Below are 6000 nucleotides of genomic sequence, written 5' to 3'. Positions count from 1 at the left end.
CATGTATTAGGCACGCCGCCAGCGTTCGTCCTGAGCCAGGATCAAACTCTCCAAATTGGTGTTTGACTTGCTCATAACTTTTATCGCTATATTTGCTCATCCCGAAGGATTTGCAAGGCAGTTATTACTCGTTGTTCAGTTTTCAAAGAACAATTCATTCTTTCGTGTCAACCGCGTGTGTCTCAGCGGCGACAAGAAATAATATATCACAGGGGCCCAATTAAATGCAACCCCTTTTTTAAAAAAAGTTTTAAAACTTGATTTTATCGATAAGAACGCGCATTTAATGCATAACGCGATAGCTCTTTCGGGGAGGCAATACGTGCGTACATACGGAAGATGATCTTATATCTTCTGGTTATCGCTTGCTTAATATCACCATCTAATCTTGAATCATTCAAGTCGAGCAGCATTTCATCCAGCTCTTTGCGAAGGACGTAGTCGAGTTCTTTGCATTCTTTATCGTTGAATAGTATTCCGAGCATAGCCGTGAGTGACCTCCTTAAGTTGAAAAGCGCAACTTGATCGTCCTTTAACGAACAAAAAAGCAACATCTCACGCAAATGCGTTTCGACACTGCTTTACTGTTATGCTCAAATATTGGAAAAATTATTACATCTGCAACAACCATAATGTAATTGTACTTTCAATTACCGCCGCAATAAGCAGTGTAATCGTCAAAATAACCATGACAGGAACGGTACGAACAACGAAGCTTTCAAGCTCTCGGCTTATATTCCCTGTCTTAGATCTTGCAAATACAAGTGATCCGGCCGCTTTGAAGATGAGTACTCCAAAACGCATGCCATAAGCACATGCAATAATAATCGCGGGAATTTCCAGAATTCCGTGCGGCAGCAAACCTTTAACAATAAGCTCCATCACATACCCGCCGCCATGAAGCTCAGCTGTCGTTTTCAGTAAATAACCGATCATCATTCCATTTACAACTAAGAAAAAGAAAGGCAATACCCCAAACAAAGCACCTAAGTACATAACCAGTATCGATTTGACCGCATTATTCAAAAAAATGAAAATCATCATCGTTAACGTTGGATTTTTGGAATCATCGATCATTTCAGCGAGCTGTCCTAGCCCCTTCAGCTGTTCATCAAGAAAAGCTCTGAACGCTGGGTTCGTGCCTCCGATAACCATGCCTGCTAAAAATAATATGGATCCAAACGCTATATAGGGATTCATTTGTTTAAAATGCTCCCAAATCAAACGCCATTTAAACATTTTATCCCCTCCGCAGCTTGTAAGTTCGCAAGATGGATGAATATCTCTGTAGTACGAGCATAGATTGTACTACAAGCGTAAACGACGGCAGCCTTCGTTGGAGGCAAATACTCGTTTCGCAATTAAGGATAAGTGAAGTATAAAGGTCGGATTTATACTTTCTTATCTTTGTACAAGCTTCCATTAGAGAGGAGTGCCCTTCCCAATGAACGTTTTTTATGTACTGAATGGCCGAAAGTTGAAAAGGTATTTCTTAATTGCTATCGCTGTCGTATTTTCCATTGGCATCATTTATGCCGAACGTGACAACATCACCGTCTTTGCTCCGCAGCAGCCGGCTGCAATCTACAGCGTACCCACTGATAAAAAGGTTGTTGCTCTTACCTTTGACATTAGTTGGGGAGATAAACGCACGGAACCCATTCTTAATGTGCTAAAAGAGAAAAACATTAAGCAGGCTACCTTCTTCTTATCTTCACCATGGAGCCAGTCCCATCCCGAGATCGTCAGAAAGATTCAAGAGGCTGGTTATGAAATAGGCAGCCATGGCCACAAGCATGATAATTACAGCAAGCTTAGCGATGAAGAAATTCGCAAACAAATTACGACTGCACACACCATTTTATCCGACGTAACGGGAAAACAACCGAAATTGATCCGACTTCCTAACGGAGATTTTGACAAGCGGGTACTGCGCATTGCTGAAGAGCTGCAATATAAGGTAATTCAGTGGGACACGGATTCACTCGACTGGATGAACATCGGCACCGACAAAATTATTAATCGGGTCGTTACGCGCGCTCATCCTGGCGACATCATTTTGTTCCATGCGAGTGATTCCGTAAAGCAGACACATGAGGCGCTTCCGATCGTTATTGATCAGCTGCGTGAAAAAGGCTATGAGTTTGTTACGGTAACCGACCTCATCACACAAACTGAGGTTGACGGCAAAGCGGTGCAGGACAAGACATCCTCTACATTCCCGCAAATTAATGCTGCTGAACTAGAATATTAAGTTAAACGACCGGCTTCGCAGCAATCGCTGCTGAGTCGGTTGTTTGTTTTTTGACCAAACGGTGCATCATCATAATTTGGTATGCATTGCAGACGAATAAAGGAACCATCATAAATACAATAGCAGATACGTTCGTTTCACCTTGCAGCGCAGGCCAAGACTCAATGAATGTAATGAAGAACATCAAAAACATGGTTGGCACAAAAGCGGTTTTGTTCGTTTGCTTAACCTTGAACCATGATACTGCAACAGAAAATAGAAGCAGGGTAAGCGGCAATGTCCAGAAAAACCAGTTGTTCAGGCGCTGCTCATACAACATATACCCCAGCCCTATTGCTGCGAATAACGTCGTATAGCCTTGCAGCGCATTCCATAAATATTTTTTGCCGAATACGCTAAGAGCGATGTAGTTTAACGTTAAATAAGCGAAAAAGCCCATTTGGCTAAATGCTCCAATCATTAAACCGACCAAACCCATCATTAATGCATTAAAGCCGACAGCTTTAAAGCCTAAGAACCCAAACTCCGGATCTACCCAAGCCATCAACGCACCGGTAATTACGCAGGCAAGCCCGCCTACTACCATGCCGCTCCAAAATAAAAAGAACCACTTTTTTAAATTCACGTTCATTATCCTCCTGTTATCCACATTACCCTTTATTTTACCACGTTCACAATAAAAAGCTAAAGTCTGTCCATGATAATCCGGTGAACTTTGTACATAATAACTATACGATCCATCACTTTTCGAACGATTTGTTTATCCAAACGGTATGCAGCAGCAATGACATAGGAAGGAGCTTGCGAATCATGCGTAAGAGCTTTGCTTTATTTTCGGTTATTACAGCCATGTTATTTGTTTTATCAGGCTGTGGCGCCGAGTCCTCTGGAGGTAGTAATGAGCAGGTCAGCTACAAGGATTTAAAAACGATGGTTATTGATATCCTCAAAACGGAGGATGCCCAAAAAGCACTGCAGGAGTCATCACAGCAAATTTCCGGTTATAGTGGCCAAACCTCTAAGCTGCTGTCTGTGCAGGATCAGGAGGAGGTTCGCTTAGCGGTTAAGGATGTCCTTATTTCTCCTCAGTACGACAAGGTAATCAAAAAGCTTATGGTTGATCCACGTTTCGCGGGGGAATTTGCCAAATCCGTTAATAAGCAAAATAAACAAATCCATAAAGAACTAATAAAGGACCCCTCCTATCAAGCTGATTTAATTAAGGTGCTTAAAAACCCTGAAATGGACAAGATGATTCTTGAGGTGCTGCAAAGTACGCAATACCGCAAGGAAGTGATGTCCCTTATGCAGGATGCGATGCAAAATCCATTGTTTCGACTTGAAGTGCTTGATCTGATGAAAAAAGCAGTACAAGAAGAGCTTAAACCAAGCCCAGACCAGAAAGTAGATAAAAAGAAAGAAGAATCGGGCGGTGAGCAAAAATCCGATGAGGAAGGCGGCGGCGGGGACGATTCAGGCGGCGGTGATGAACAAGGCGGCGATTCGGCTATGTAGCGGTAGAAGTATTGTTTTCACTGCATAAAATGAATTCAAAAAAGCCCGAACAGGTTGTCCGCATGGCAGCAAGGATTAGCTGCCTTAGACAATGGTTCGGGCTTTTGTTATTTGACTATTTGCCGCATTTCGCTAATACGCTGTCTGCAAGCTCCAAGTACATCTTCCCTGTTTCAGTATCGGCTTTGTATACCGATGGTGCAAAGTCAGGCTCAGATACATGATTGTCTGGCGCCCCCAATGGAATTTGAGCAAGCAGATCTGAATGAAGCGTCTCTGCGAGGCGTGCGCCGCCACCGCGGCCAAATACATATTCTCTCTCGCCGGTAACTTTAGATTCGAAATAGGACATATTCTCAACGATTCCAATAATTTCGTGTTCCGTCTTAATCGCCATTGCGCCTGCCCTAGCTGCAACGAATGCTGCTGTAGCATGCGGGGTAGTTACGATAATTTCTTTGCTTTGCGGAATAATCTGATGAACATCAAGCGCCACATCTCCCGTACCCGGCGGAAGGTCTAGCAGCAGGTAGTCAAGCTCGCCCCATTCAATCTCTTGGAAGAAGTTGCGCAGCATTTTGCCAAGCATCGGTCCGCGCCACACGATTGGGCTGTTGTCCTCTACGAAGAAGCCCATGGACATCACCTTAACACCAAACTTCTCAATAGGGATGACCCGTTCATTCACAACATCCGGGCGCTCTTCGATCCCCATCATATCCGGCACGCTGAAGCCGTAGATATCCGCATCGATGATGCCGACGCGCTTGCCCCTGCGGGCTAAAGCGACCGCCAAGTTGACGGTCACTGTCGATTTGCCGACGCCGCCCTTGCCGCTCGCGACGGCGATGAACTGCACCCCGCTGGCAGGATCCAGCAGCGGGTTAGCTAAGCCGGCCCCATGCCCCTGAACGGGCGCTGGGCCGCTAGATTTGCCAGCACCGGCGCTAGCCGCAGCCGGTGCTGCAGCTGCCGCTGGCGGCGGCGTAGACGCGCCTGCGACTGCGGCAGGCGCTGCCTCGGCCCGAAACCGGAAATGCACGGTTTCGGCGCCCAGACGCGCCAGCGCCTCGCGGAGCGAGGCTTCCAGCGCGGGCTCCATTGCCGCGCCAGACCCAAGGACCGTCATCGAAACTTGACGGTCCCGAACCATTACATCGCGGATGGTAACCCCATCCGCTTTATGCTGTGCCGTCACGATTTCAACGGCCTCTATAACTTGCTCTCGTGTCAACATAGGTTGTGTCCCACCTTTATATAATTAAAACTATATAATAGTTAGTATAACACAGTAAGCCCATGAACCAAGTCATAGGGTGCACCTTTGCTTCATTTTCGGCGAAAGGTTTCTTACTTGTCGGTTACCTCGTCTTGCAGCACGCTTCCGCTCAGCTTCTCCCCTGCAGTATATCTTAGAATACCCTCATAGATGGAGGCAGCTACTGATCTTTGGTACTCCGTATCCGCAAGTCGCTGTGATTCCCCAGGGTTAGATAGAAAGCCCACCTCAACGAGTGCCGTCGGAATGTTCTCGATTGCCTTCAGCACATAAACATCCTTCACGGTAGCGGCAACTCTTGTCGTGTTTTCTAAATTGCGTTTAATCTCATCTTGTATGAAGGTTGCGAGAATCCGATTGTCTGGGTGATTGTCCGGATGAAAAAAGGTTTGTGCACCCGTCCACTTAGCTGAAGGGATACTGTTCATATGTATGCTTATGACTGCGGCAGGATTGCTATTTTTAATAAGGGACACTCGCTTCTTTAAATCCTCTGTCTTGCGCTTGCTATAGGCTCTTGAATCCCCTGTTGCAAGATCGTAATCCCCTTCCCTTGTCATAACAACGACCGCTCCAGCCTGCTGCAAATAATCGCGCAAATACAGCGCAATCGCTAAGTTTAAATCCTTTTCGATAATGCCCTGCTTACTGACCGCACCGCCGTCTGCCCCGCCATGCCCGGCGTCAATGGCTATAGTCTTGCCCGACAAAGGCAGCGTCCAATAAGACCATGCTTTTTTTGAAGGCATCGATTGTGTAAGCAATATGCCCGTTAGTGCAATAACCAGCAATCCGATACTGATTCGAATTAAGCCCTTATACGTCAACCAAATGACAACATGCCGATCAATTCGGCGCATAAAAAAACCACCCCGTTTTCCATCAAATGAATACACAGCAGCAAACAGCTTAATCTAGCCAAATGCACACATTCATTTATATGGGACGAGAT

General features: G+C 45.8%; 7 protein-coding genes. 2 read left to right on the top strand and 5 right to left on the bottom strand.

From position 1 onward, the window contains the following. Nucleotides 1-263: 263 nt before the first annotated feature. On the bottom strand, nt 264-485 hold the full coding sequence (locus AC1DM9_RS32000; protein ID WP_053373934.1) for a hypothetical protein: 222 nt from the start codon (nt 483-485) through the stop codon (nt 264-266). A gap of 127 nt (nt 486-612) precedes the next feature. Then, nucleotides 613-1239, bottom strand: a complete 627-nt coding sequence (locus AC1DM9_RS31995; RefSeq protein ID WP_475444662.1) for a stage II sporulation protein M — start codon at nt 1237-1239, stop codon at nt 613-615. Nucleotides 1240-1444: 205 nt separating this feature from the next. On the opposite strand from AC1DM9_RS31995, the gene pdaB reads away from it, so the two are divergent. Further along, nucleotides 1445-2254 carry a polysaccharide deacetylase family sporulation protein PdaB gene (gene pdaB, locus AC1DM9_RS31990; protein WP_076271411.1) on the top strand — a complete coding sequence of 270 codons (810 nt, stop codon included), beginning with the start codon at nt 1445-1447 and terminating at the stop codon, nt 2252-2254. Nucleotide 2255: 1 nt separating this feature from the next. Here pdaB and AC1DM9_RS31985 read toward each other — a convergent pair whose 3' ends face one another. Next, nucleotides 2256-2879, bottom strand: coding sequence for a KinB-signaling pathway activation protein (locus tag AC1DM9_RS31985; RefSeq protein WP_477584009.1), 624 nt, complete (start codon nt 2877-2879; stop codon nt 2256-2258). A 185-nt stretch (nt 2880-3064) separates the two neighbouring features. Here AC1DM9_RS31985 and gerD point away from each other — a divergent pair, with 185 nt between their 5' ends. Continuing rightward, complete coding sequence (gene gerD / locus AC1DM9_RS31980) at nt 3065-3769, top strand: spore germination lipoprotein GerD (protein WP_477512339.1); 705 nt, start codon at nt 3065-3067, stop codon at nt 3767-3769. Nucleotides 3770-3884: 115 nt separating this feature from the next. Here the strand turns inward: gerD and AC1DM9_RS31975 are convergent, their stop codons facing one another. Beyond that, nucleotides 3885-5006 carry a P-loop NTPase gene (locus AC1DM9_RS31975; protein WP_477584006.1) on the bottom strand — a complete coding sequence of 374 codons (1122 nt, stop codon included), beginning with the start codon at nt 5004-5006 and terminating at the stop codon, nt 3885-3887. A gap of 113 nt (nt 5007-5119) precedes the next feature. Further along, nucleotides 5120-5908 carry an N-acetylmuramoyl-L-alanine amidase CwlD gene (gene cwlD / locus AC1DM9_RS31970; RefSeq protein WP_076271459.1) on the bottom strand — a complete coding sequence of 263 codons (789 nt, stop codon included), beginning with the start codon at nt 5906-5908 and terminating at the stop codon, nt 5120-5122. Nucleotides 5909-6000: the final 92 nt, after the last annotated feature.

Source organism: Paenibacillus sp. 01T431, assembly GCF_056398625.1.
Note: the sequence above shows the minus strand (reverse complement) of the source record. Positions and strands in the feature narration are given on the sequence as shown.

Bases quoted from the DNA above. Each gene is read 5' to 3' on its own strand.
- AC1DM9_RS32000 (WP_053373934.1), bottom strand. From the start codon at position 485: ATGCTCGGAATACTATTCAACGATAAAGAATGCAAAGAACTCGACTAC.
- AC1DM9_RS31995 (WP_475444662.1), bottom strand. From the start codon at position 1,239: ATGTTTAAATGGCGTTTGATTTGGGAGCATTTTAAACAAATGAATCCC.
- pdaB (WP_076271411.1), top strand. From the start codon at position 1,445: ATGAACGTTTTTTATGTACTGAATGGCCGAAAGTTGAAAAGGTATTTC.
- gerD (WP_477512339.1), top strand. From the start codon at position 3,065: ATGCGTAAGAGCTTTGCTTTATTTTCGGTTATTACAGCCATGTTATTT.
- AC1DM9_RS31975 (WP_477584006.1), bottom strand. From the start codon at position 5,006: ATGTTGACACGAGAGCAAGTTATAGAGGCCGTTGAAATCGTGACGGCA.
- cwlD (WP_076271459.1), bottom strand. From the start codon at position 5,908: ATGCGCCGAATTGATCGGCATGTTGTCATTTGGTTGACGTATAAGGGC.